The organism is Micromonospora sp. NBC_00617, assembly GCF_045161355.1.
Taxonomy (GTDB): Bacteria; Actinomycetota; Actinomycetes; order Mycobacteriales; family Micromonosporaceae; genus Micromonospora.
The window spans coordinates 5,814,495-5,837,773 of sequence record NZ_CP107751.1 but is presented as its reverse complement, the minus strand read 5'-3'; the positions used below and the strand labels follow the sequence as shown (position 1 = coordinate 5,837,773).

The 23,279-nt window shown below is 71.1% G+C and carries 22 protein-coding genes, 1 tRNA gene and 1 pseudogene; 11 read left to right on the top strand and 13 right to left on the bottom strand.

Translation table 11 applies throughout. The features are described 5' to 3' along the window. The first annotated feature begins 30 nt into the window (after nt 1-30). Nucleotides 31-106: transfer RNA gene (locus tag OG505_RS26905), tRNA-Ala, on the top strand. Nucleotides 107-161: 55 nt separating this feature from the next. Here OG505_RS26905 and OG505_RS26900 read toward each other — a convergent pair. Genes OG505_RS26900 through OG505_RS26890 form a run of 3 tightly spaced genes read right to left on the bottom strand, consistent with a single transcriptional unit; the run spans nt 162 to nt 2,181 of the window. After that, the gene (locus OG505_RS26900; RefSeq protein WP_405428728.1) at nt 162-1,313 is read right to left on the bottom strand and encodes a tyrosine-type recombinase/integrase; all 1,152 of its coding nucleotides are present in this window, start codon (nt 1,311-1,313) and stop codon (nt 162-164) included. After that, nucleotides 1,310-1,492 (bottom strand): helix-turn-helix domain-containing protein, encoded by a 183-nt coding sequence (locus tag OG505_RS26895; protein WP_334626924.1) that lies wholly within the window; start codon nt 1,490-1,492, stop codon nt 1,310-1,312. The genes OG505_RS26900 and OG505_RS26895 overlap by 4 nt, the downstream gene beginning before the upstream one ends. Then, nucleotides 1,489-2,181 (bottom strand): replication initiator, encoded by a 693-nt coding sequence (locus OG505_RS26890; protein WP_405434726.1) that lies wholly within the window; start codon nt 2,179-2,181, stop codon nt 1,489-1,491. Before OG505_RS26890 ends, OG505_RS26895 begins: the two co-directional genes overlap by 4 nt. Nucleotides 2,182-2,414: 233 nt before the next feature. On the opposite strand from OG505_RS26890, the gene OG505_RS26885 reads away from it, so the two are divergent. From OG505_RS26885 to OG505_RS26875, 3 genes and pseudogenes are all read left to right on the top strand, one after another. Beyond that, on the top strand, nt 2,415-3,035 hold the full coding sequence (locus OG505_RS26885) for a hypothetical protein (protein WP_405428727.1): 621 nt from the start codon (nt 2,415-2,417) through the stop codon (nt 3,033-3,035). Between the two features lie 267 nt (nt 3,036-3,302). After that, a complete protein-coding gene (locus tag OG505_RS26880) occupies nt 3,303-4,526 on the top strand; it encodes a low temperature requirement protein A (protein ID WP_405428725.1) in 1,224 nt (407 codons plus the stop codon). Between the two features lie 194 nt (nt 4,527-4,720). Continuing rightward, nucleotides 4,721-4,851, top strand: a pseudogene (locus OG505_RS26875) (GntR family transcriptional regulator); the annotation flags it as partial. A gap of 226 nt (nt 4,852-5,077) precedes the next feature. On the opposite strand, the gene OG505_RS26870 reads toward OG505_RS26875, so the two are convergent. Next, nucleotides 5,078-5,644, bottom strand: coding sequence for a hypothetical protein (locus OG505_RS26870; protein WP_405428723.1), 567 nt, complete (start codon nt 5,642-5,644; stop codon nt 5,078-5,080). A 580-nt stretch (nt 5,645-6,224) separates the two neighbouring features. Beyond that, the gene (locus tag OG505_RS26865; protein WP_405428721.1) at nt 6,225-6,986 is read right to left on the bottom strand and encodes an LPXTG cell wall anchor domain-containing protein; all 762 of its coding nucleotides are present in this window, start codon (nt 6,984-6,986) and stop codon (nt 6,225-6,227) included. Between the two features lie 260 nt (nt 6,987-7,246). Here OG505_RS26865 and OG505_RS26860 point away from each other — a divergent pair, with 260 nt between their 5' ends. Continuing rightward, nucleotides 7,247-7,555: a hypothetical protein gene (locus OG505_RS26860; RefSeq protein ID WP_405428719.1), complete on the top strand. Its 309-nt coding sequence runs from the start codon at nt 7,247-7,249 to the stop codon at nt 7,553-7,555. Nucleotides 7,556-7,586: 31 nt separating this feature from the next. Here OG505_RS26860 and OG505_RS26855 read toward each other — a convergent pair whose 3' ends face one another. Continuing rightward, the gene (locus OG505_RS26855; protein WP_405428717.1) at nt 7,587-8,369 is read right to left on the bottom strand and encodes an MBL fold metallo-hydrolase; all 783 of its coding nucleotides are present in this window, start codon (nt 8,367-8,369) and stop codon (nt 7,587-7,589) included. Between the two features lie 67 nt (nt 8,370-8,436). Further along, nucleotides 8,437-12,906, bottom strand: coding sequence for an HAD-IC family P-type ATPase (locus tag OG505_RS26850; protein WP_405428716.1), 4,470 nt, complete (start codon nt 12,904-12,906; stop codon nt 8,437-8,439). A gap of 218 nt (nt 12,907-13,124) precedes the next feature. Between OG505_RS26850 and OG505_RS26845 the strand changes: the two genes are divergently transcribed. From OG505_RS26845 to OG505_RS26820, 6 genes are all read left to right on the top strand, one after another. Further along, nucleotides 13,125-13,385 (top strand): hypothetical protein, encoded by a 261-nt coding sequence (locus OG505_RS26845; RefSeq protein WP_405428714.1) that lies wholly within the window; start codon nt 13,125-13,127, stop codon nt 13,383-13,385. Nucleotides 13,386-13,443: 58 nt separating this feature from the next. Next, nucleotides 13,444-14,832, top strand: a complete 1,389-nt coding sequence (locus OG505_RS26840; protein ID WP_405428713.1) for an MFS transporter — start codon at nt 13,444-13,446, stop codon at nt 14,830-14,832. A gap of 52 nt (nt 14,833-14,884) precedes the next feature. Next, nucleotides 14,885-15,538: a GAP family protein gene (locus OG505_RS26835; protein ID WP_405428712.1), complete on the top strand. Its 654-nt coding sequence runs from the start codon at nt 14,885-14,887 to the stop codon at nt 15,536-15,538. Between the two features lie 79 nt (nt 15,539-15,617). Further along, nucleotides 15,618-16,397, top strand: a complete 780-nt coding sequence (locus OG505_RS26830; protein WP_405428710.1) for an SDR family oxidoreductase — start codon at nt 15,618-15,620, stop codon at nt 16,395-16,397. A 37-nt stretch (nt 16,398-16,434) separates the two neighbouring features. Next, nucleotides 16,435-16,629, top strand: coding sequence for a hypothetical protein (locus OG505_RS26825; RefSeq protein WP_234584465.1), 195 nt, complete (start codon nt 16,435-16,437; stop codon nt 16,627-16,629). 83 nt (nt 16,630-16,712) lie between these two features. Next, entirely contained in the window at nt 16,713-17,261 is a 549-nt protein-coding gene (locus tag OG505_RS26820; RefSeq protein ID WP_234584466.1) for a YbaK/EbsC family protein, read from the top strand. Nucleotides 17,262-17,385: 124 nt separating this feature from the next. On the opposite strand, the gene OG505_RS26815 is transcribed toward OG505_RS26820, so the two are convergent. The 6 genes from OG505_RS26815 to OG505_RS26790 are packed head-to-tail and all read right to left on the bottom strand — an operon-like array spanning nt 17,386 to nt 22,964. Beyond that, the gene (locus OG505_RS26815) at nt 17,386-18,021 is read right to left on the bottom strand and encodes a DsbA family protein (protein ID WP_405428708.1); all 636 of its coding nucleotides are present in this window, start codon (nt 18,019-18,021) and stop codon (nt 17,386-17,388) included. A 20-nt stretch (nt 18,022-18,041) separates the two neighbouring features. Further along, nucleotides 18,042-18,470: a SufE family protein gene (locus tag OG505_RS26810; RefSeq protein ID WP_405428706.1), complete on the bottom strand. Its 429-nt coding sequence runs from the start codon at nt 18,468-18,470 to the stop codon at nt 18,042-18,044. Nucleotides 18,471-18,499: 29 nt separating this feature from the next. Continuing rightward, complete coding sequence (locus tag OG505_RS26805) at nt 18,500-18,925, bottom strand: CBS domain-containing protein (protein ID WP_405428704.1); 426 nt, start codon at nt 18,923-18,925, stop codon at nt 18,500-18,502. A 56-nt stretch (nt 18,926-18,981) separates the two neighbouring features. After that, entirely contained in the window at nt 18,982-20,751 is a 1,770-nt protein-coding gene (locus tag OG505_RS26800) for a proline--tRNA ligase (protein ID WP_405428702.1), read from the bottom strand. 54 nt (nt 20,752-20,805) lie between these two features. Continuing rightward, nucleotides 20,806-22,029 (bottom strand): hypothetical protein, encoded by a 1,224-nt coding sequence (locus OG505_RS26795; protein WP_405428699.1) that lies wholly within the window; start codon nt 22,027-22,029, stop codon nt 20,806-20,808. Then, on the bottom strand, nt 21,915-22,964 hold the full coding sequence (locus tag OG505_RS26790; RefSeq protein ID WP_405428697.1) for a transporter substrate-binding domain-containing protein: 1,050 nt from the start codon (nt 22,962-22,964) through the stop codon (nt 21,915-21,917). The genes OG505_RS26795 and OG505_RS26790 overlap by 115 nt, the downstream gene beginning before the upstream one ends. Nucleotides 22,965-23,279: the final 315 nt, after the last annotated feature.

Here is a 23,279-nt window from a genome sequence, read left to right as displayed (position 1 = left end):
GGCGAGCGACGCACCGCCGCAGCCGCTCACGGGGCCCTAGCTCAACTGGCAGAGCACTGCCTTTGCAAGGCAGGGGTTAGGGGTTCGAGTCCCCTGGGCTCCACCAGCACTTTCCCCGGTCGATCTCGGTCCGAGTACAGCCATCCGTACAGCCAAGCCGGTCACGCCGTGCCCTCCTGGCCGAGAATCCGGTCAATGGCCGAGGCAGCCTGACGAGCCCGCGCCGGCAGAACGTGGCCGTAGGTGTCGGCCGTCATCCGGATCGTGGAGTGCCCGAGCAGCTCCATCACCGTCCGCAGCTCCTCGCCCTGGTCGAGCATGAACGTGGCGAAGGCGTGTCGCAGGTCGTGCAGGTGCAGCCAGTCCAGCCCGGCCGCCGCGCGGAGCTGCTCGAAGCGCCGGTTGGCGTTCCGTGGCTCCATCGCGGTGCCGATGGTGCTGGCGAAGACCAGGCCCAGATCCGACCACACCTCCCCGGCCGCGAGCCGGTCCTTGGCCTGGCGCACGCGCTGTGCCTCCAACGCCCGAACGGCCAGAGCCGACAGCGGCAGCGGACGGGCTGAGCGGTGCGTCTTCGGTGGCACGAACACCAACCCGTGATCCGTTCGCTGGAGCGTCTGCCGAACAAACAGCGCCTTCCCCGGCAGGTCGACATCCGACCACCGCAGGCCCAGCAGCTCAGCCCGCCGCAGCCCGGTCGCCAGCGCCAGGACGAACAGCGATTCCAGCCGGTCCCCGGTCAGCACCGACAGCAGGGTCTTGGCTTCCTCGGGGGTCAGAGCACGCCGCTCGGTTCTGCCGAGGGCCGGTGGCTTGGCTGCCTTGGCGACGTTGCGCGGGACCAAGTCCATCCGCTCAGCGTCGGCCAGGGCGACACGCAGCACCGCATGCACCTTGATGATGCTGGCCGGTGCGAGCTTGCCCCGCAGCCCGGTAAGGAACCGCTGCACATCGCGAGGCGTCAGCCGGTCGAGCTTCACCCGGCCCAGGCCCGGCACGAGGTGCTTGCTCACGGCCAGGCGGTAGCGCACCAGCGTTGACGGCCGGGTTCCGTCGTGTGCCTTCACGTCCCGCAGCCACTCGGTCAACCAGGCTTCGAGGGTCCGAGGCTGCGCGGAGAGGTCGACGCCGAGCTGAAGTTGGCGCCGCAGCTCGTCTCGCTTCCGGACCGCCTCAGCCTCGCTCTTGGCGTAGACGTACTTCCGCTTCCGCTTCCCGTCAATCCAACCGAGGTCGACCACCGCAGCCCACACGCCCGGCCGCTGCTCGTACACCGAGCCCTCGCCAGGAGAACGCCGACGCCGGCCCGTCATGCCGCGAACTCCTCATCCGCCGCCAAGAACTCATCGAGCGCGGACAGCGGAATCAGCCGAGCACGACCCGCCTTGATCGAACGCAGCCGGCCCGATCGCATCAGGACGTACACGGTGTCTCGACAGACGCCGAGCAGGGCCGCAGCCTCGGCCGGGCGGACGCTCTTCTTCTCGCTCACGCTCCGGTCCCTTCCTGCTCTGCGGACTGATGTGAGGTGGTTGCCGAAACGTCGGGTGGGTCGGCCGCGCGTCTTGCCGTGTCGAGTTGGACGCGCCATTGGATGCGTTCGGAGATCGCCCGCAGGACCCGGTGGCCGAGCGGCGCCACGTCCGGGTCGGTGGGTTTGGCGAGTTCCCAGGCGTGGCGTTGCTCGCCGCCGGGCGGGGCGGTGTCGGCGTCGGTGGTGACACCCAGGAGCGCCTTGACCCACTCGCGCCGGTCGGCCCGGTGGTCGGTCAGGGTCTTGCCGGACCATTGCCGAGAGATGAGGACGCGGCGCCCGCCGATGCCGAGGGTTTCCCGCTTGTGGACCTTGTTTTTGCAGTTCCCGGGCCGCAGCCCGGGTCGGGCCTTCTTGGGTTGGATGCCGTAGAGCAGCCAGTTGGCGCAACGCTCCGAGCAGGGCGTGTGCCGCAGCTCTTGCCAGAGCCGTTCCAGGTGCGCCCGTTGCCGGCCGGTGGTCACGTCGTGGCAGTCGGCGGCCTGTTTGGTGAGGTACTTGGTGATGTAGCCGACGCACCGGTCGGCGTCCTTGGTCCCGGCGAGTACGCCTTTGGCGTCGACCTGGGCACCGAAGCGGGCGACGTGCACGGGTTGTGCGTCGGGGTCGGCGTCGACCAGGTCTAGGGCGTCATCCCAGGACGGCAGGAGCCTCGGGGCTCCGCCCCGAACCCCGGCCCTCCTCAGAGATGCCGCCGCGGATCACCTCGCCGGGCACCACAAGGGCTACCAGCCTCCCCGCACGGGGCCAAGGTCGTTCGGCTGGTAAGGCGCTCCACCTTGTCCCCGTGCGGGGAGGCTGGACGGTCTACGACTGCCCGACGAGGAGATCCGCTTCCCTGCCTGGTTGCTACGCTTCGCGACCTGACAGGGAGGAAGCCGTGGGCAAGTTCCTAGACCGCTTTCGCAAGGTCGACCGAAGTGAGCCTGCTCCGGGCCTCAACCCGGAAGGCTCTGCCCTCGGTATCGCGGCGGCCCGCCGGCTGAGGGAACTCGGACACATCGAGATTGAGCGCGGTCTGACGGAAGCGGAACTTGCTCGCGTGGAGCACACCTTCGGCTTTCAGTTCGCCGACGACCACCGCGCGTTCCTAGCCGCCGGGCTACCGGCCGGCCCTTCATGGCCTGACTGGCGACGAGGAGAACATGACGCCCTCCGTGACCGCCTTGCGTGGCCTATCCATGGCGTGGTGTTCGATGTCGAGCACAACGGCTACTGGCATGAGAGCTGGGGAGAGCGGCCAAGCAACCGCCGTGAGGCGGTAGCAAACGCCGAGCAGCACCTCCGGATAGTGCCGCAGATGGTGCCCGTGTTCGGCCACCGTTTTCTGCCCTCCGGCCGCGGCTCGTACGGGCACCCGGTCCTGTCGATGTATCAGACCGACATCATCTACTACGGCGACGACCTGGAGGACTACATCCATTCGGAGTTCGGCGGACCAGCACCGGACCGAGACCAGGAGCCGCAAGCCACCGTCGCCTTCTGGAGAGACTTCCTCTAACTGGTCCTGTACAGCCATCCGTACAGCCAAGCCGGCTGACGGGCAGGAGTGACCAGCGACGGCGGCCGACAACTCGAGCAGGTCAGCGGCACCGGCCGACACCTGCCTACAACAGGCTTGATCTTTGCAAGGCAGGGGTTAGGGGTTCGAGTCCCCTGGGCTCCACCACATCGCTCGGGCAGGTCACGGCCTGCCTGCTCAGGAACGAGTACTCGGATGCCGGCAATCGTCCTTCGCGCGGCGGCATTCCGGCATTGAATGGCTCGCATGGAGGGTGCTGGCGCGGCCATGGGCTCGGGGGTGAAGCTCCTCCGGAATGAGCGGAGCAAGCAGGAAGCGAGCTTCGTCGAACTCTTCTTCGACCTCGTGCTGGTCTTCGCTCTCAACCGAGTGGTGGCCACCAGCACGTCGCAACTGGCGTCTTCCTCAGGTGCGGGGCGGTGGGCCAGCTTACTGCAGGCCCTGCTGCTGATCCTGCCGCTGATCTGGATCTGGTCAATCACGGCTTACAGCACGGCGCGCTTCGAGCCCCGCCGGCTGGCGGTGCAGGTCATGGTGCTGGTGACGGCTTTCGGTGTGCTGCTCCTGGGCGTCGTCACGCCGCGGGCGTTCGACGGCAACGGGTGGGTCTTCGCCGGGGTCTATGTCGCGCTCCAGGCCGGCCGGGCGCTGGTGGTCGCTCTGACGCTGCGGTCGCACTGGCTGCAGCGCCTCTACTGGGGAATGCTGGGTTGGTTCTGCGTGTCCGCCGTTCCGTGGCTGCTCGGCGCCCACGCTCACGGTGCGGCCAGGACGCTGCTCTGGTCGCTCGCGATCGCCATCGAGTACGGATCGGCCCGGCTGGGCTGGTGGGTGCCGTGGCAGGGGACAGAGCGCATCCTGGCTTGGGAGTCCGCTGCCGGACATCTCGCCGACCGATACCAACAGTTGGTGCTGATCGCGCTCGGGGAGACGATCCTCGCGGTCGGGATCGCCTACACCGAGGCGTCCGGGAGCCCACGCCTCCTGCAGACGCTTGGGCTGGTGATCGCGTTCATCACCGCTGTGCTGCTCTGGCGTATCTACTTCTACAAGGCAGGCGAGCTGTTCGGATCGGCGGTCAAGTCGGCGGCGAGTCCGGCCAGCCTGGGCCGAGTAGCCGGCACCGCCCACCTGCTTATGATCATCGGGGTGGCTGCCACCGCCATCGGCAATGAACTGGTGCAAAAGCACCCCACCGGCCATACGTTCAAGTCCTGGCTTGCGTTGATGCTCGGCGGCCCCGCCCTGTACGTGGCGGGCCGCACGCTGCTGGAGTGGGTTGTCTTCTCCCGCGTCTCCAGGCACCGACTGCTCGGCATTGCTGCTCTGCTGTTGCTCGCCGTGCCGCTAGCCTTCGCCCCGCCGCTGGCGGTGGTCGCCGCAGTGCCCGTGGTGCTGATCGCGATCGCCGTCGCCGACGCTCGCCGGGCAGCTGGAAGGCCCGCTGAGGCACCCACGCCGCCGGGCTGACCATGGGCGGCAGACTGAGGACCGCCATGCTTCGTAAAAAGGCCGGCGGGCAAGGCTGGAGCGTCAGTAGGAAGTCAGCAGAAGCGGTAACACCCGTTGGTAAGCCCTGACAGAGAACGACGGCCGCCTTTGCAGGGCAGGGGTTAGGGGTTCGAGTCCCCTGGGCTCCACCAACATCGCCTCCGACGGCCGATCCCGAGCGTGCTCGACTCCAGCAGGAGTAAGGCTTGGCGCGCGGCACCATCCTGGACACGGTTCGGTGTTGGTCGGCGAGGACCTGGTCTACGTGGTGCCCGGGAAGGGCACGTTCGTCAAGGCTCCGTGACGAGACACCGCCGTGCGGTCGGAGCTTGGCGCGCTCAGCAGTGACTAGCTAGCAGACGGTGGGCATTTCCGGCTCGCCACCGGACCCGTCAGCGGAGCGTGGCAATACGACCGGACACGCGACCGGCCCACCGCCACCGACGTGTCGCACGGTGTTCGGCCCAGGCAACGATCTTCAGGCGAGCGTCGGAGCGGGTGCGGACGTGGCGGCGGTGGACGTACCGCAGTCAGGTGTGGGCGCTCGTAGCGGGTGGCTCCGTGAGCTTCCACCGGTCGCCGTGACCCGTGGCGATCGCGACCGCCTCGACCACCCGTCGGGCCGCCGCTGGGTCATCGGCGAAGCTGGCGGCGGCTCCGAGGTCGACCGGCGGCCCGCCAGCGAGGCTCGCGGCCACGGCGATCATTCGCCGGTCACGGTCCGGCACGTCGGCGGTCGCCGCGAATCCGACCACCGCCGACCAATCGGTGACCTGCCCCATCCGCACGATCTCGTCGTCGTCCCACAACAGATCCAGGATCCGCACGAGGTCACCGAAGCCCGGCTGGTCCGGGAGCGCGGTGAAGGTCAGCAGGTGCACGGCGGCCTGCTGGCCGAGCAAGGCGCCGGTGGCGATGTCGGTGCGCAGGGCGATCCGAATCGCGTCACCGGTGAACCCCGAAGCGAAATCCGGCGGGGGAGGCCTCCGATGCAGCGGCGGCGCCGTATCGGGGTCGGCCAGCAACTCCGCCACCCGCAGGCACTCCACACACGGCGGTAACGCGGCGATGTCGACGTATGTGTCGCTGCGATGCATCTCGTAGGCAAGGTCGATCGCCCGCTGGTCATGGCCCCAGACCGGACGCTCCGGAGCCGAACACAGCGTGAGACCCGAATTCCCGTGATCCCCAGCGTGGTCGAGAGCGAGATCCACCGACAGGTGCTGGAATGTGCCGTCCGTACACGGCCGAGGTGTCATCGGGTCCTCCTCACCACCGGATGCTTCGCCGGTCGCCCGTGACAACGAAGTCTACCTTTCTCGGCCCGGATTCTGGTTGGTCGATTACTGCTCGGCGAAAGATCCATGGGCTCGGCCATCGCTGTCATGATTCATCGAAGTTAGCCAGGGTGCAGGCAGGCATGAACCATGTGCCGTATTGCAGAGAAATTCCGCGAGGAACGGCCAACGTGCCTGTGCACGCCAGGACGACGAGGGACAATCGAGCCCGAAAACGGGGTGTCAGACGCCGTGAAGCGCTGAAGACTTCCCCGTTGGTCAGAGGCCAGACCTGCCCGATTGTGGGTGATATCTACTCGGCTTCCGGCATTAGGGGGCACCGTTCAACGCAGACGCGCCCGGCCCGACGAAGCGTCGGGCCGGGCGCGTCTGCGTGGGGCTACGCCACGAAGTGCGAACGGCGTCGACGTGCGACCACGAAGCCCGCACCGCCGAGGAGCAGGAGCGCACCACCGATGGCGGCCACGGTCGCGGTGTCGGCACCGGTCACGGGCAGTCCACCGCCCTCGCCGCCGCCAGCGGCCGGGCTCGTGGAGGTGGCCGCAGTGGGCGCGACGCTCGTCGTGGCGCTCGGCGTCGGGGTCGGGGTCGGCGTCGGCGTCGGCGTCGGCGTCGGCGTCGGGGTGGGCTGGGACGCGCAGTCGAGCGCACGCGCGTCGTACAGGCCCTCGTTCAGGTAGGCCAGGTAGGCGTCGACGGATGGGGCATCGAGTGTCTTCTGCGCGGCCTCCTTCACGTTGGGACCAGCGCCGGTCAACGTCTGGACCACCTTGACCCGCAGATTCACCGACCAGACGGTCTGCACGTCCTTCTTGAGGAATGCCCGGAGATCGTCTGAGCTGCCATCCAGCTTCTTCTGAATGACGTCAGGCAGGGTGGGCAGCGACTCGGTGTTCGCGGCGTACAGGATCTGGGCCGTCAGCACCCGGAGTTGGGTGGTAGTGGCGGTGTCCAGGTCGATGGTGAAGAGCTCGCGGATGTCCTTTATGCCTTGCGCTCGACCGTCTGGCAGGTCTCGTTCAGCCCGAGCGACCCGGTCTGCGCCACCGCCGGTGCCGCCGGAACCATAAAGGCCAGCGCTATTGCAACGCCGGCCGGGATCTTCCATCGCATGTGGATCTTCCTCCCCGTTGTAGATCAAAGCCTGGAGATGTTACCGCCGCTGGCGGATTGGCAGGACCCCGCATGGCTGGCGTTACCTGGATCGGCGGCGGGGATCCGCGATCGTGCGGATTGACGTTGACGAACCGGATTAAGCCGAAAGAGCCCGCTGGACGACAGCAGACTTCACCCGGAGCGCATCGAGTTGGCCGAGAGGGCCATGCGAGGAGAGGTGCCGCTTCCCAGTCCGCTTCGGTAATGACCTGTCGGTTCGCGCATCGCCCTTGTCATGATCCGCGAATGGATGAGCAAACAACCCCCGTCACCGTGCACATCTACTGTCGGGTCGAGGTGGTCGTCACCGACCCCGCAGCGGTCACCGGTCACGCGATCGCCGACCTGCGTGCAGCCGACATCGACTGGTCCGCAGAGGCGGACGATCTCGGGACGGCCGTCGAGGAACTACGGTCGGACCTCGCCACCTCCCTGGCGGCGCTGGTGGACATCAGCCAGCTCGGTGACGGCATACCGGGTGTGGAGTTTCGCGGTGGTCTGCGTTGGGCCGAACAGGGCCCGGCCCGGGACCCGTTCCGTGCCGAAGAGCGGTGACGGAGGGCGTCTATCCGGTGGCCTCCGCCGCTCAGCAGGGCGGGGTGAGCGGCGCGGTCTCGCCGCGCGCGATGGTGCGGACCTGCTTGACCCAGCCCCGGCGGCGGGCCTCGTCGACGAAGTGCGCCAGCGGCGAGCGGAAGACCGGGTAGTCGTCGTAGTGGATCGGCACCGTCAGCTTCGGGCGGATCAGCTCCACCAGGTCGGCGCCCTGCCGGGCGTCCATGGTGAGCAGGATGCCGGCGACCTTCGTGCCACCGAGATGAATCAGCATCGCGTCAATGTCCGGGTAGCGCTCGGGGATATCGGTGAGCAGCGGACGGTTGAGCGTGTCGCCGGAGACGTACAGCCGGAATTCGCGCCGCCCGCCGCGTTCCACGTCGATCATCGTGCCCATCACGTCGGGCAGCAGCCGGTCCAGCGCGCCGGGGCCGTGCTTGCCCGGCATCGAGGTCAGCCGCAGGGTCGTACCGTCGCGGTGCAGCTCTCGTGACGACCAGGTCGGCAGGCCCTGGGCGGCGTGGAAGCCCCAGCGGCGCAGCTTGCGTTCGGCGGCGGGCGTGGTGACGATGGGCAACTCCCGGTCCAGCTCCCGGCGGGCCACCCGGTCGAAGTGGTCACCGTGCAGATGGGACAGGACCACGGCGTCCAGGTGGGGAAGCTGGGCGATCCGTAGCGCTGGGTCCGTGCGTCGGCGCGACCACAGGCCCTTTCCGAGGTACGCCCGCTGGCCGCGGTGCAGGAAGTTCGGATCGGTCAGCAGGGTGAACCCGCCGATCCGCAGCACTGTCGTCGCGGTGCCGATGAATGTCACCTGTGGATGCTCGGCCATCATCCCCACCTCCCCCGGCTCCGGTACCCCAGCCGGTCCCGCTCAAGCGTCATCCGTCCGTGGCCGTCTCCTCGGCCCCGGGAGTGGGCTGCGCGAGGTCGGGTCGTGCCGACGGAAGGTGCTCCACCAGTCTGGTGAGCGCGCCGTTGGCGAAGGTGGCACCGAGCGCCGATCCGGCGCCGATGGTCCAGCCCACCGGGCCCAGCGGGGTGCAGCCGAAGAACTGGCTCACCCCCGGCGTCTGCACCACCACGACCAGCACTCCCAGCGACGCCGCCGTGGACGCCAGCACGGCCGGGCTGGTGCCGCCGGCCAGGATGGTCTGGCCGAGTTGGGTGCCGACGAGCGAGACGAGGGCGACCGTTCCGGCCCGCCGCTGACGGCCGGTGTAGCGGGCCAACGTCCAGCCGACCGTCGCGCCCAGCGTGGTGGACGCCGCGCGGAGCCCGATCTCCCTGCTGAGGGTCTCACCGAGCGACGCGTCGGGACCCTCCCGGAGCAGCCCGTCGGTGCGGTCCGGGGCGGGTGGGCGGACCGCGATGGCCAGCGCCGGCGCCAGGTCGGTGAGCAGATTGACCAGCAGCAGTTGCCGGCCGGTGAGGGCGGAACGGCCGGTCACCGCGGCGCTGAGCACACTGAACGCGATCTCGCCGAGGTTGCCGCCGACGAGGATGCTCAGCGCGTGGCGGACCGATGACCACATCGCGCGACCCTCGACCAGGGTGGCGATGATGGTCTCCAACCGGTCGTCGGTGACCACCAGGTCGGCGGCGGCGCGGGCCGCCGGTGTGCCGCGTTGGCCGAGGGCGATGCCGACGTCGGCCAGCCGGATCGCCGGGGCGTCGTTGGCGCCGTCGCCGGTCATCGCCACGGTCCGCCCGCACTTCTGCAACGCCTGGATGATGCGCACCTTGTGCGCCGGGGTGCAGCGGGCCACCACGTCGGTGTTGGCCAGTCGCTCGGCGAGCGCGTCGTCGTCCAACTGGTCGAGTTCGGTGGCGGTGACCACCCGCTGCTCGTCGTGTTCGCTGATGGTGGCGGCGATCGCCTCGGCGGTGGCCGGGTGGTCACCGGTGATCATGATGGTGTGCACCCCGGCCTGCCGGATCCGGCGTACCGCGGGGGCTGCGCTCTCCCGGACCCCGTCCGCGAGGGCCAGGAACCCCACGAAGGTCAGACCTCGGACGTCGGAGTCGGTGATGTGCGCAGCGTCCACCTGGCACTCCGCGACGGCGAGGATCCGGTGCCCCGCCCCGGCCTGATCGGCCAGCAGGCCTTGCAGTTCCGCGCGGCCGGCGTCGTCCAGCGGCTCCTGCCGGCCGTCGATGCGCCGCGTCGCGCAGCGTGGCAGCACCGTCTCCGGGGCGCCCTTGACGCTGAGCAGCAGGCGACCCTCGGTCTCGCCGATGCTCGCGTGGTAGCCGCGGGACGGTTCGAACGGCAGCCCGCCGGCAGCCCGCCAGCCGGCGGCGCCGGTCTGCTCCACCACGTGAGCCGTGGCGGCGCCCCGCCGAACCGCCCGGTCGGTCTGCAACGCCAAGTCCTCCGGCTTGGCCGCGGCGGGCGTGGCCCGCAGTGCCGTGGCGAGGGTCAGTCGAAGCCGCTCGTCGAGCCGGTCCACCGGGGCGTACCGGTCGCCGACGCCGTCGCCGACCCCGGCGAGCAGCAACTTGCCCTCGGTGAGGGTGCCGGTCTTGTCGAAGCAGAGCACGTCCACCCGACCCAACGCCTCGATCGTGCGTGGGTTGCGGACCAACGCGCCGTGCTCGGCCAGCCGCCGGGCGGCGGCCAACTGCGCGGCGCTGACCAGGAACGGCAGCCCCTCCGGCACCGACGCGACGGCGAGGTTCGCGGCGGTCGCCGCCGTTTCGGCCAGCGGTACGCCCCGGAGCAGCCCCGCACCGGCCACGGCGATCGCCGAACCCGCGGCCAACGGAATGGCGGCGCTGGTCAACGAGCCGAGCCGGGCCTCCACCCCGCTGGTCGGGGGCGCCTGCCGGATCAGCGCCAGGCTGCGCCCGGACTCGGTGTCGACGCCGGTCGCCACCACCACGGCGGTTCCGTGGCCGGCGGCGACGGTGGTGCCCTCGTACAGCATCGAGTGCCGGTCGGCGATGGCCGCGGCGACGACCGCCCGGTTGCTCTTGGCGACCGGCAGCGACTCGCCGGTCAGCGACGACTCGTCCGCCTCCAACCCCACCGATTCGAGCACCCGGCAGTCGGCCGGCACCGAGTCTCCCGATTCGAGGGTGATGACGTCTCCGCGGACGAGGTCCTCGGCTGCGACGATTCGCTCGGCGCCGTCCCGGCGGACCCGCGCGGTCACCGCCGAACGGGACAGCAACTCCGCCAGCGACCGTTCGGTGTTGCGTTCGTGCACCGCCCCGATCAGGGCCGACCCGCCGACGACGCTGCCCACCAGCGCGGCGTCGACAAGCGAGCCGAACGACGCGGAGAGCACCGCCCCGGCGGCCAGGACGGGAGTGAGCGGGTTGGACAGCTCGTCCAGGAACGCCCGCAGCAGCCCACCACCGGCGGGTGTGTCGCCGCCGCCCGTCCCGTGACCGTCGTGTCGGCGATGCGCCTCCGCGCTGGCCAGCCCGTCCGGCCTGGTGTCCAGCCGGTCGAGCACGGTCCGGACCGGCATCAGGTGCCAGGCGGTCGCCACCGGCGTCGGGGTGTCCGACCGGTCGGGCAACCGGCGGGCACGCCAGACCCCGTTCGCGAAGGCCAACCCGGCCGCGCCGTTGACCGCGACGAGCGACCGGTGTGGCAGCTGGGTCGGCGGGGCGGTGAACGCGCCCAGCGCCCCGAGGCCGGTGCCCGCCATGGCGAGCCGGATGTTCTGCTGTGACATCCGCCGGGCCGCCCCGGTCGCCTCGATCATCAGGGACACCACCCGCAGGTCGCTGCCGACCAGCAGGTGCGCCCCCCACGGCGGCAGCTCGTCCGGAGCGGACATCCCCAGCCCGCAGTCGGACGCGCCGAGCGCCGCCCGGTCCCCGGAGACCAGCATGACGACCGCCCCGTCGCGCTGCAACGCGCGTACGGAGTCGGCCAGCCGATCCCCGCCGGGCAGCAGCGCGTCGGCGAAGCCGTACCGCTGCTCGTCGCCGCCGGCCACGATCAGCTTCAGGCCGGCGTGGCGGGCAGCGGCCGGCAGGCCGTCGACACCCGGCGCGGGTTCGGGCTCGACCCGCAGCAGCGCCATGAGCCGACCGGAGTGGGTGAGCCCCAGCAGTTGGCCGCCGGCCGCGCGCAGCCGATCGCCGTCCGGCACGTCGCCGGGATCGCCCGCCTGGAGGTGGTCCAGCGGTGCCAGCCGCCAGCCGTCCAGCTCCTGTGAACCGGTCGGGTCGTTCGGGTCGAACAGCGCGAACGCCTGCTCCGCCACGTCGTCGACGTTCACCTCGGCCGCCGGGGCCAGGTCGGCGAGTACGCCCCGCTCCGAGCCGAGGACCGCCGCGTCCAGCACCAACGTGTCGATCCGGTCCAGCTCCCGCAGCACGCCACGGTCCATCGCGATCACCCCGCGCCGGGCGAGGATCCGGCCGAGCTGTGCCGCGTACCCCTCTCGTCCGCTGCCCGGGGCCTTGGGCAGCGCGGACAGGCCCAGCGCGGCGGCTCGCTTGCGCCCGGCGATCGGTGTCGCCGCCGCGGCGGCAGCCACGCCGGCGGTCAACATCCGGTTGATGTAGCGCTCGACCGGCCCGTCCGGTTTCGGGCGGGGACGGTCGACCGTCGGCCACGGCGCGGTGGCGCGCTCGGGGTCGCCGGTCAGCCGCGGCTCGGCCTTCTCCCACGCGGCGAGTTGGGCCCGCGCCTCGCCCCACTGCACCATCCGTTGGGCGCCGTCGAGAACGATCCCCGTCCAACGGCCGGTCAGACCCTGCACCACCGCCTCGGCCAGCGGAAAGATGACGTCGGCGCGGGGGTCGGAGCGCAGCCGCCGGCCCACGAACGCGTGCAGCTTCGGTTGCAGGTCCGCGGCGGTGAGCAGGCCGGAGACCTCGGCGGGCAGCGGTGCGAACGGCAGGAGCCGGGTGGCCGCTGAGATGGTCAGGCCCAGTGCGTCCGAGGCGAGGGCGCCCAGGGTGCGCGGGGTGCGCGGCCCCTCCTCCGGCGGATGTGGCGGCGGGATCTCCGGATCCGGTTCGTGGTCGCAGGTTCGCTCTGTCCGCTCGATCGTGGCGACGAGGTCCCGCAGTCTCGGCTCGGGGGCCTGCACGGCCACCACCACCCGGCCGGACGGGGCGTTCACCCGGGCCCAGGCCACCCCGGGCATTCGTTCCAGCGCGGCCTCCACCTGCCGGGCCAACTGGTCGCCACCGTTCTGGCAGACGCCGTGCACCTCGATGTGGTGCCGGCCGGGGCGGGACCAGACCCGCCGCCGGGTCAGCCCGACCGTCCGGGCCAGCCGGGTCGCCGCCGACCCGAGGGTCCGGGACGCCTCCCCGACCAGGTGCGGCACGCCGATGGACGGCAGGAGGCGGCCGGCGGCGCGACCCGCCGCCGTCATCGAGGCGTACGGCCGGACGGACGCCGACCCGACTCTCCGTTGTCGCTGCTGGTGCCGTCGGTCATCTCGTCCTCCCACCGCCTCACGTCCGGCGGCCTGGCTTCCCGACCTGGCGTCCGTTATGCCCCTCTGAGCACCGGAAGTTTGCGAGCCTGGCCGCGCATGGACGGGGTGGGTGGTGGAACCCGACAACCATCACCGGACACGGGGAGGCCGGAATGAGCACCTTCACGCGACACCTCAACGGTTCACGCGAGAACGTTCGGATGTACCGCCGCCGGGTCGAGCTGCCGATGCTGGGTGAGGTGGCGGTGCCACCACCGGACAAGATCGCCTACTACGCCGGGCTCGGCGTGCTCGCCGCGTTGCAGGTGATCGAATGGCCAACCGCCCTGGTGGTCACCGCCGGGCATCTCCTGGCGGACCAGCACCTGTCGGGACTGGTCCGAGGCCTCGGCAGGGCATTCCAGGACGCCTGACGAGAGCCGGGTCACCCCCGGTTGACATGAATCCGGGTTGAGGTCGCAGGCTCGGTGCATGTCGAGCCGAACCGTCACCCCCGTTCCGGCCCCCGCCGGGCTGTTCGCACCCCGGCTGCGGGCGATGACGGTGGGCAGCGTCGCGCTGGTGTCGCTGCTGGCGTTCGAGGCGTTGGCGGTCGGCACGGCCATGCCGACCGTCGCGCGCAGCCTGGACGGGCTGGCGCTGTACGGGATCGCGTTCGGTGGCCCGTTCGCCGCCGGTGTGCTGGCCATGGTGGTTTCCGGGATCTGGTGTGACGCACGGGGGCCCCGGGGGCCGATGTGGCACGGTGTCGGCTGGTTCGTGGTCGGGCTGCTGATCGCCGGAACCGCGCCGATGATGACGGCGCTGGTGGTCGGGCGGGTCGTGCAGGGGTTCGGCTCCGGGTTGCTCTCGGTGGCGCTCTACGTGATTGTCGGGCAGGCGTACCCCGAGGAGTTGCATCGGCGCATCTTCGCCGCGTTCGCTGCGGCGTGGGTCGTACCGTCGCTGGTCGGGCCGGCGCTGGCCGGCCTGATTGTCGAATACCTGGGCTGGCGGTGGGTCTTTCTCGTGGTGCCGGCGGTGGCCGTGCCGGCGGTGTTGCTGATCCATCCGGGCCTGCGGTCGCTCGACCGGACCGTGCGGACCCGGCCGCCGGCCGGCGCGATGGCCCGCATCGGCTGGGCCTGTGGGGCGGGCGTGAGCGCTGCACTGCTGCACATCGGGGGTCAGCAGCGCGGCGTGATGGCCCCGGCGGTGATCGCGCTCGCCCTGGCCGGCCTGCTGGTCTGCGCTCCGCGCCTGCTGCCGCCGGGGTTCCTGCGGGCGGCCCGCGGGCTGCCCACGGTGGTCGGTCTGCGCGGTCTGGCGTCGGCGGCGTTCGTCGGTGCCGAGGTGGTCATCCCGTTGATGCTCTCCCGGGAGCGGGGACTGTCGCCGACCGCCGCCGGGCTTGTCCTCACGGTGGGCGCGTTGGCCTGGTCGGTGGGCTCCTGGGTGCAGGGCCGTTTTCCCGTGCCGGCCTCCCGGGCCAGCTTCCCCCGCGTCGGGTTGTGCTGCATCACGGCCGGCACCGCGACGGTGGCGTTGGCCGTACGACCCGAGCTGCCGGTGGCCGTCGCCGTGCTGGGCTGGGCGTTGGCGGGGCTCGGTATGGGACTGCTGTACCCGTCGTTGTCGGTGCTCACCCTGGAGCTGTCCGCGCCCGGCGAGCAGGGGCGCAACAGCTCGTCGCTGCAACTGGGCGATTCGCTCTTCGCGGCGACCGTGCTGGCGCTCACCGGTGCCGTACTGGCCGCCGGGAGTGCCCCCGGCCCCGCCAGCTACGTGGTGACCCTGGTGGTGGCGGCCGGTCTGGCCCTGGTCGGCGCGCTGCTGGCGGGCCGGGTGGTGATGGACGGGGCTACCCGGCCGGGCGGGTGATCCGCTGAGGATCCGCCATGCCCGTACCGGGCGGGCGCGAGGATGGCAGGCGATGAACGTCCTGCCCGTCCTGCCGCTGGCCGTGGTGATGGTTGCCGGGAGTCAACTGGTCGTGGCGGTCTTCCTCGCCTCGTCCGACCGGCCCCGGGCCGCGTCGCTGGGCTTCCTCGCCGGCGCCGGCCTGGTGGTCGCCGTCGGGGTGACCGTGAGCTGGTTGTTGACCCGGTTGCTGGGCGGGTTGGCGACGGACGCCAGCGCTGCCGCCAGCAGGATCGATCGCGGTCCGGCCATCGATCTGGTGGTGCTCGCGCTGCTGGTGTGTCTGGCCCTGGTGGTCTGGCTGCGTCGCAACCGGTCCGGGCCGCCGCGCTGGCTGGGCAGCGTGGGCCACGCCGATCCGCGCTGGGCCTCGCGGATGGGCGCCCTGCTCTTCGTGGTGACACCCACCGACGACCTGATCATGGCGACGGTCGGCGCGACCGTGGCCCGACACAACCTCCCCTGGTGGCACCTGGTGCCGTTCGTGCTGCTCACCGTGCTCCTGCTCGCGGTTCCGCTGCTGGCGTTGGTGCTGCTCGGCCAGAAGGCGGCGCGGGTGCTGGCCCGGATGCGGAAGTGGGCCGAGGGGCATTCGTGGATCGTCAACGAGACCGTGATCGCGTTCTTCGCGCTCCTGACCGTGCTGGACCTGATGCGTTCGGTGTGAGGCAACCGGTCACGTGTCCGGCAGCGGTGTCGTCATCAGTCGACGGGCTGTACGAGCGAGGGCGGAACAGGAGGAGACGATGAGGGTTCTGGTCACCGGGGCGGGTGGTCAACTGGGGAGCCATGTGCTGGCGCGACTCTGCGCCGACGGGATGAGCGTCCGGGCCGGCAGCCGCCGGCCGCGTACCGGCTCGGACGTGGAGTGGGTCGTGGCCGACCTGGCCACCGGCGGCGGGCTGGCCGAGGCGGTGACCGGGGTGGACGCGGTGCTGCACCTGGCGTCCTCGCCCCGGGGGCGTACCCACCAGGTGGACGTGCTGGGCACCCGTCGGCTGGTGGTCGCCGCGAGCGCGGCCGGCGTCGGGCACCTGGTCTACATCTCGATCGTGGGGGTGGACCGGGTGCCGTTCCCGTACTACCGGCACAAGCTGGCAGCCGAGCGGGTGGTGGCGGCCGGCCCGGTGCCGTGGTCGGTGCTGCGCGCCACCCAGTTCCCCCAGTTCCTCGACGATTTGCTGGCGACCAGCGCGCGGCTGGGCCCGGTGTTCGGCGACCGGGCGGTGCTCGCCCAGCCGGTCGACCCGGGTGAGGTGGCCGCCCGGCTCGCGGCCCGGCTGGCCGCCGGCCCGCTCGGGGGCATCGAGGAGTTCGGTGGGCCACAGGTGCTTCGCTTCGACGAGGCCGTCCGCGCCTGGCGAGAGGCACGCGGGTCACGCGGACCTCTGCTTCCGGTACGGATTCCCGGCCGGCTCGGGCGCGAGCTGCGCGCCGGTGGATTGGTCACCGAGGCGCTACCTCGCGGTGTGCGTACCTGGGCCGACCACCTCGCGGACACGTACGGGGGAACCGCGCGGAGATGAGAGGGATGCCGGTTCACGTTCGTCTTACGGTGACGCCATGTTCGTTGTCGTCACCACGGTGATCCTCTACGTCTTCGGTTTCGTCTTCCTCTACGGCGTGATCCGGCTGGGTGTCCGGCACGCGCTGGAGGACCTGGAGCTGCAGCGGGCCAGAGCCCGACGCGAGGAGGAGTTGGCGGCCGCCCGCGACCGTTCCTTCCTGCGCGACAACGCGTTCCTCGCGGGCAGTTGAGCCGCGACGTGGAGGTGGTGTCGCGGGACGGCTCGGGAGTCGGCGAGCGATCCGGCCGCACGGGTGCGAGGATCGCACCCGTGATAGGAACGCTGAAGACCGAACCGGCCCGTGCCCGCCTCGACCTGCTCGCCGCGCCGGTGGCGGAGGCCATCGCTCAGTGGCCGGCCAGCGCGCCGGTGGACGTCGACGACGTGCTGGTCGCGCCGATCGACGCCGACCTCGCCGACACGGCGGCGTTCTGCGAGGCGTACGAGGTGGGGCTGGACGTGTCGGCCAACTGTGTCGTGGTGGCCGGAAAGCGCGAGGGCGTGGTCCGCTACGCGGCCTGCATCGTACTGGCCACCACCCGGGCCGACGTGAACGGCGTGGCCCGGCGGGCGCTGGACGTGCGCAAGGCGAGCTTCGCCCCGATGACGGACGCGGTCGAGTTGACCGGCATGGAGTACGGCGGCATCACCCCGATCGGGCTGCCGGCCCAGTGGCCGATCCTCGTGGATGCGCGGGTGATCGCCACCCCGCACGTGATCATCGGGTCCGGCGTACGACACAGCAAGATCGCGCTGCCGGGGCCCGCGCTGGGCGCGCTGCCCGGCGCGCAGGTGGTCGAGGGCCTGGCCAGGCCGGCCTGACCAGGCACCGACATCGATACCGTTGCACGTGAAACATCACCCCGGTCGATGTTTAGGGCGTGTGTCAAAGCCCCTGGCCCGCCTGGACTCCGCCTCGGCTCGACCGAGGACTTTGACACACGCCCTACCGTGCTGCGGCCTCTCGCTGCTCGACCTCGGCCAGCGCGGCGAGGAGCGTGGACGTCTCCTGGGCGCCGCTGACCGCGTACTTTCCGGCCAGCACGAACGTCGGGACGCTCGTGATGCCCAGGTCCCGGGCGGCGGCCAGCTCGGCGGCGAGTTCGGCGGTCCGCTCGTCGGAGTCGAGGAAGCGTCGGGCGTCGGCGGAGTCCAGGCCGATCCCGCCGGCGATCGTGGCCAGCGCCTCTCGCGAGCCGATGTCGAGGCCCTGGGTGAAGTGCGCCTGGTACAGGGCGTCCACCATCTCAGCCGCCCGGCCGTGCTCGGTGGCGTAGGCCACCAGTCGATGGGCGTCGAAGGTGTTCGCGGCGACCGCACGGTCGTAGTCCAGCCGCAGCCCGTCACCCGCCGCGGCCTGGGTCACCCGCGCGACCATCTGCCGGGCCTGCTCCGGGCCGCCGAACTTGTCGGCCAGCGCGTCCATGATCGGGCGGGGCTCGGGCACCGGCGACGGGTCGAGTTGGAACGGCCGGTACCGGACTGTCACCTCGCCGTCGTAGCGGGCGAGCGCCTCATCCAGTCGGCGCTTGCCGAGGTAGCACCACGGGCAGACGACGTCGGCGTAGATCTCGATCTCCATGATCGGTGCCAACTGCCAGCTCAGCCGAGTTGTTCCCGGACCTGCCGCTTGAGCCGGCCCAGGATCGCCGTGCCGCCACGCACCCGCAGCGGGCTGATCGCCTGGGCCAGGCCCATCCGCTGATAGAGGTCGTCCGGCACAGCCAGCACCTCCTCGGCGCTCGCGCCGGCCAGGCCCTCGGCGAGGATCCCGGCGAACGCCCGGGTGGTGGGTGCCTCCGGCGGGCAGTCGAAGAGGGTCTCGACGGTCCCGTCCGGCGTCACCCGGGCGCGCAGGAAGAACGCCGTCTGGCACTCGGGCACCTGCTCCATGCCCTCGTGCCCGGCGGCGTCGGCGGGCAGCGGCGGAATGACGTCGGCGTACTCCAGCAGCATCTCCAGCACCAGGTCGCGTGGCGCGGCAGCGAACTCGTCGACGATCTCGGCCAGTCGGGCCGGCATGTCAGCCATGGGTCGAGGCTACCGCCGGTGCCGACGGCTCACGTGGTCGGAGACTGTTCGCTGATCTCGCTCAACGCGCTGGTCGGGTCGAGCTGCATGGCCAGGTCACCGAGCGAGACGATCCCCACCAGCTTGCGGTCGCTGTCGCAGACCAGCACCCGGCGGATGCCCCGGTCCCGCATGAGCGCCGCAGCCTCACCCGCCGTGCAGTGCTGCTCGATCATGACCACCTCGCGGGTGACGATCGAGCCGATGGTGGTGGCCGCCGGCGAAATGTTCTCGGCCACCGCCCGCACCACGATGTCCCGGTCGGTGAGCATGCCGGCGAGGGTGGCGCCGTCGGTGACCACCACGTCGCCGATGTCCGCCTCCTTCATCACCCTGGCCGCCTCGTCCAGGGTGGTCTCGGCCGACAGGTACACGACCTGCTTGGTCATCACGTCGCTGACCCGGTAACCGGTCATGAGATCCTCCGAAGACGTATCACCCGATCCGACTGCACTACCCCGTGACGCGGTTGCTACACCAGGTTTGCACGCTCCCGCCGGGCCTCGTCGACGATCCGCTCCACCGCACCGTCCACCGGCAGTTCCGCGCGCCCGTCGCCGGCCCGCTCGCGCAACTCCACGTACCCGTCGGCCAGTCGGCGGCCGACCACGACGGTGCGGGGGATGCCGATCAGCTCCGCGTCGGTGAACTTCACCCCGGCCGAGACGTGCGTCCGGTCGTCGACCAGCACCCGCAGGCCGGCGGTGGCCAGGCGCCCGCCGAGGTCCAGCGCCGCGTCGAGCTGCGGGCCCTTGCCCGCCACCACCAGGTGTACGTCACACGGCGCGACCGCCGCCGGCCAGACGAGTCCCCGGTCGTCGTGGTGCTGCTCGGCGATGGCCGCGACCGCCCGGGAGATCCCGATGCCGTAGCAGCCCATGGTGGGCCGGACCGGCTTGCCGGCCGGCCCGAGCACGTCGACAGCGAACGCGTCGGTGTACCGGCGACCGAGCTGGAAGATATGCCCGATCTCGATGCCCCGCCGGATGGTCAGCTCGCCGTCGCCGCAGGCGGGGCAGGGATCTCCGGCGCGCACCTCGGCCGCCTCGATCGTGCCGTCGGGGGTGAAATCCCGCCCGCAGACCACGTCGGTGGCGTGCCGACCCGGCTCGTTCGCCCCGGTCAGCCACGCCGAGCCGGTCACCACCCGAGGATCGACCAGATAGCGGATGCCCAGCTTGGCGAGCACCTGCGGACCGAGGTACCCGCGCACCAGCTCCGGATGCTCGGCCCACTCGTCGAAGACCGCCACCTGCGCCGGCTCCAGCGCGGCGCCGAGCCGCTTCAGGTCGACCTCCCGGTCACCGGGCAGGCCGATCACCAGGAGTTCGGCCCGCTCGGCGCCCGGCTGACGCACGGTCAACACGACGTTTTTCAGGGTGTCGGCGGCGGTCCAGTCATCGCGGTCCCCGAGCCGACGGGTGTTCGCCAACTCGACCAGGCTGGCGATGGTCGGGGTCTCGGGGGTGTCGTGCGCCTGCGTCGCGGGCTGGGCGGTGGGGTCGCCGGCGGCGGGCGCCCGGGTGACGACGGCCTCGGTGTTCGCCGCGTAGTCGCAGGCGGTGCAGCCGACGAACGTGTCCTCGCCGACCGGGGTCGCTGCCAGGAACTCCTCCGACGCCGAGCCGCCCATCGCACCGGACATCGCGTGCACCACCGTGTGCTCCAGGCCCAGCCGGTCGAAGATCCGCTGGTACGCCGCCCGGTGCCGGGCGTACGCGTCCCGCAGCCCCGCCTCGTCCAGGTCGAAGGAGTAGGCGTCCTTCATCAGGAACTCTCGGCCGCGCAGCACACCGGCCCGGGGACGCGCCTCGTCGCGGAACTTCGTCTGCACCTGGAACAGCGTCACCGGGAAATCCCGGTACGAGGTGAACACGTCCTTGACCAGCAGCGCCGCCATCTCCTCGTGGGTGGGTGCCAACAGGTGCTCGGCGCCGCGTCGGTCGGCGAGGGTGAAGAGGAGGTCGCCGTACTCCGTCCACCGGCCGCTCGTCCGGTACGGCTCGGCGGGCAGCAGCGCCGGGAAGTGCACCTCTTGGTCACCGATCGCGGCCAGCTCGGTGCGTACGACCTCGGTGATCCGGTCCAGCACCAGCTTTCCCAGCGGCAGCCACGTGTAGCCGCCCGGCGCGGCGCGACGGATGTAACCGGCGCGCAGCAGCAGCCGATGGCTCGGCACTTCCGCGTCGGCCGGATCCTCGCGCAGGGTCCGCAGCAACAGGGTCGACATGCGTAGCAGCATTCGCGCAGCCTAAGACCGGCGGGCCCGGTGCGGCGATCCCAATTCGATCGTGGGTCACGTGTCGCCGGGAAGGCGGCCCTCGCAGCGGACGTCCGGGTCGGCCACCGGCCGCCGGGGCATCATCCAGTCCAGCGCGGTCTCCTCCACCGGCCAGCCCCGCACCGCCACCAGGCTGTACGGAACCGCCGCGGGCTGGGGGCAGAGGACCTGCGACTCGACCCACCCGTTTGGCAGGAACCGCACGGTGGCCGTCCGGTCCAGCACGATCGTCGACGTGTCGGTCACCGTGATGAGCGCGCCGAGCACCACCTCCCGGCCGCCGTTGGCGGCCGGAGGGCCGTCCCCATCGGCCAGGCTGGCCGTGCCGCCGTTCGTCGAAGCAGCCGGAGCGCCCGAGGTTGTGCCTTCCACGGCCGTCGAGGCCGGACCGCCCGGGGCTGTGGAGGCCGGGACGTCCGGGGCCGGCGAGGTCGACTGCTTCGGGACCACCTCGACCGCGGCGGTGGGCAGCAGTGGCACCCGGAGGAAGACCGCGCCCATCACCATCGGGAGCACGGCGGCGACCGTGAACGCCAGACCGTGGGTCAGCGTCGGGGCGATCCAGCCGGGGATCGGGCCGGTGAGCAGCACGGTGGCGGCGGGCGGCACCGCCAGCAGCGCGGCCGTGGCCATCTCGCCATCCTGGTACGCCGTCCAGATCGCCGGACCCAGCACGGTGTACGCCAGGATCGCCGCGGCCAGCGGCAGGGCCACGCTGACCAGCAGGATCCGGGTCGGCTGGTCAGGATGCAGGTAGCGGGTGCGCAGAGCGAGCAGCCAGAGGCCGAGCATCAGCAGCGACGGCAGGAAGCGGAGCTGCCAGGTGAGCGCCCCCAGCGCGACGGCCGCGCTGATCACCCAACCGGGGGTACGTGCCGTCCCGGAGGCCAGTAGTGAGCGTTCCGGGTCGAATCGGTCCGGAGCGCTGAGCCGGAGCAGTCGACCGAGGACGCCGAAGGTGAGCACGACCACAGGGAACGCCCAGACCAGGGCGATCAGCAGGGCACTGAGCAAGCCGAGCGGACTGACGTACTGGACCAGCAGCAGCATCGTGGACATGTCCTGTTGGCTGAGCTGCCACAGCCGCAGCACCAGGAGCAGGACGGGGAAGGTGGGAAGGAGGGTCAGCAGCCACTGCTGCGCCTGCCGCGCCCCCGCCATCCGGCGCGGGCGGACGGCCTTGGCGGAGCTGGTGGTGATCCGGGGTACGCCGGGGGCGGTAGCGCGATCCTCTCCCACGGCCACTGTCGCACCTCCACCTTCCTCGGATCGGGTTGCTGCTGTTCCGCGACCGGCTGCGGGAGGTTGTATCCCTGCTGCCAACGGAGGTTGGCGTTGTACGCGTTCTCCCAGGCCGAGTCGTTCTCGTCGTTGGCCGACTTGTAGAGCGCGAGGTCGACCAGGTCGAGCAGGGCCTGGTTGGGGCCGGTGTTGACGCCCCACCGCTCCTGGGGCGACGAGCCGATGTCCCAGTGCCGCAGCGGTTTGACGTTCTTGAGGGTCACCGGGAAGTGTTGACCGTCGTCGTCCGGCTGGTCGCCGGTGACGAAGCCGGCGAGGATCGCCGCGTCGGTGGTGACGGCCTGCACCTTGCCGTCGTACAGCTCCTGGATGCACTCGCTGATCCTGTTCCGACCCACCGGGGAGGCGCCGGCCTCGGCGAGGCGCTGAATGGACGTCGAGGTGGTCAGCGAGCAGACCGTCTGCCCACGCAGATCCTCCAGGCTGCTCACCTGCTTCTGGTAGCTCTTCAGCGTCACCACCGACTGCTCGGTGTTCAGGTACGGGGCCGAGAAGACGGCGCCCTCCTCCCTGCGCTTGTCGTTGATGCTGTACGAGGCGATGACCAGGTCGACGATGACGAACCCCTCGCCGTCCTGGGCCTGTCGACGGGCCCGGTCCTCGCTCTCGATCGGCACGAAACGCACCTGCGAGTGGTCGAAGCCGAGATAGCTCGCGATCATGTAGGCGATGTCGACGTCGAAGCCCTTCCAGACGTTGTTCGGGAGGCGCTGCGAGATGCCGGGCTGGTCGTCCTTCACACCGATGACGAGCTGCTGCTTGCCCTTGAGGTGGGCGTTCTCCAGCAACTCGTCCCGGGTCGGCGGGCCCGCCGCGAGGACGATCGGGACCAGGGCGGCTGCCAGGACGGCCAGCGCGACGATGAGCCCCACGAGTCGGATCTGACGGGTCCGTACGGTGCGCGGCGACATGGGTGCCGCCGGGGCTGGCCCGGCGGGGCTCGGCTCGCTTGCCTGACTCAACTAGGCCCTCCCCACTGCGCGGTCCGGTGACCGGCCCCTCATTGTGCGGCCTCAATGCGAGCCACGGCACTCCACCACCAGCCGGATTGGCGACACGACGCCCCAGCGTTGCGGGTGATCGAGGAAAGTGGTGCGCTGCGCATGACCTCCGCCACCTCGGCCGGTCGGGGCACCGGCCGGCGTGGGTCCGGTGACAGACTGGTCGCCGCAGGCAACGGGTGGCGT

Coding starts and splice junctions, on each gene's coding strand:
- OG505_RS26900 (WP_405428728.1), bottom strand. CDS start 1,313: ATGACGGGCCGGCGTCGGCGTTCTCCTGGCGAGGGCTCGGTGTACGAG.
- OG505_RS26880 (WP_405428725.1), top strand. CDS start 3,303: ATGGAGGGTGCTGGCGCGGCCATGGGCTCGGGGGTGAAGCTCCTCCGG.
- OG505_RS26870 (WP_405428723.1), bottom strand. CDS start 5,644: ATGCATCGCAGCGACACATACGTCGACATCGCCGCGTTACCGCCGTGT.
- OG505_RS26860 (WP_405428719.1), top strand. CDS start 7,247: ATGGATGAGCAAACAACCCCCGTCACCGTGCACATCTACTGTCGGGTC.
- OG505_RS26850 (WP_405428716.1), bottom strand. CDS start 12,906: ATGACGGCGGCGGGTCGCGCCGCCGGCCGCCTCCTGCCGTCCATCGGC.
- OG505_RS26845 (WP_405428714.1), top strand. CDS start 13,125: ATGAGCACCTTCACGCGACACCTCAACGGTTCACGCGAGAACGTTCGG.
- OG505_RS26840 (WP_405428713.1), top strand. CDS start 13,444: ATGTCGAGCCGAACCGTCACCCCCGTTCCGGCCCCCGCCGGGCTGTTC.
- OG505_RS26835 (WP_405428712.1), top strand. CDS start 14,885: ATGAACGTCCTGCCCGTCCTGCCGCTGGCCGTGGTGATGGTTGCCGGG.
- OG505_RS26830 (WP_405428710.1), top strand. CDS start 15,618: ATGAGGGTTCTGGTCACCGGGGCGGGTGGTCAACTGGGGAGCCATGTG.
- OG505_RS26825 (WP_234584465.1), top strand. CDS start 16,435: ATGTTCGTTGTCGTCACCACGGTGATCCTCTACGTCTTCGGTTTCGTC.
- OG505_RS26815 (WP_405428708.1), bottom strand. CDS start 18,021: ATGGAGATCGAGATCTACGCCGACGTCGTCTGCCCGTGGTGCTACCTC.
- OG505_RS26810 (WP_405428706.1), bottom strand. CDS start 18,470: ATGGCTGACATGCCGGCCCGACTGGCCGAGATCGTCGACGAGTTCGCT.
- OG505_RS26805 (WP_405428704.1), bottom strand. CDS start 18,925: ATGACCGGTTACCGGGTCAGCGACGTGATGACCAAGCAGGTCGTGTAC.
- OG505_RS26800 (WP_405428702.1), bottom strand. CDS start 20,751: ATGCTGCTACGCATGTCGACCCTGTTGCTGCGGACCCTGCGCGAGGAT.